This window comes from Colwellia ponticola, assembly GCF_005885605.1.
GTDB lineage: Bacteria > Pseudomonadota > Gammaproteobacteria > Enterobacterales > Alteromonadaceae > Colwellia > Colwellia ponticola.
Map to the genome: position 1 here is coordinate 1 of NZ_SZVP01000132.1, position 448 is coordinate 448.

General features: G+C 39.5%; 1 pseudogene. It reads left to right on the forward strand.

Annotation, left to right across the window (positions count from 1 at the left end):
• Positions 1–448, forward strand: a pseudogene (locus FCS21_RS17810) (ABC-F family ATP-binding cassette domain-containing protein); the annotation flags it as partial.

Consider the following 448-nt stretch of genomic DNA (forward strand, 5'->3'; position numbering starts at 1 on the left):
AACGTTCAAAGGTGATTTTAGCAAAACTACTTTTAGAAAACCCAGATGTTCTGATCTTAGATGAACCAACCAATCACTTAGATGATCAGCATATCCAATGGCTGACGCAGTTTCTTCAGGATTTTGACGGTGCGTATATCGTGATTTCCCATGACCAAGAATTTCTTGATCAGATCACCACCCATATCGCAGACATCGAGTTTGGAAAGATTACTAAGTATACTGGCCATCTAAAACAAGCATTGAAACAAAAGGAACAAAATCGCGAAAGCTATTTGCGCCAATATCATGCTCAAAAAAAACAAAGCGAAAAGACCGAAGCTTATATTCGGAAATACAAAGCCGGTTCCCGATCAACAATGGCAAAAAGCCGACAAAAACAATTAGATAAAATCGAACGGCTGACGCCTCCCGCTTCAGCAAGTAAAGCTGTCTTTGATTTTCCATT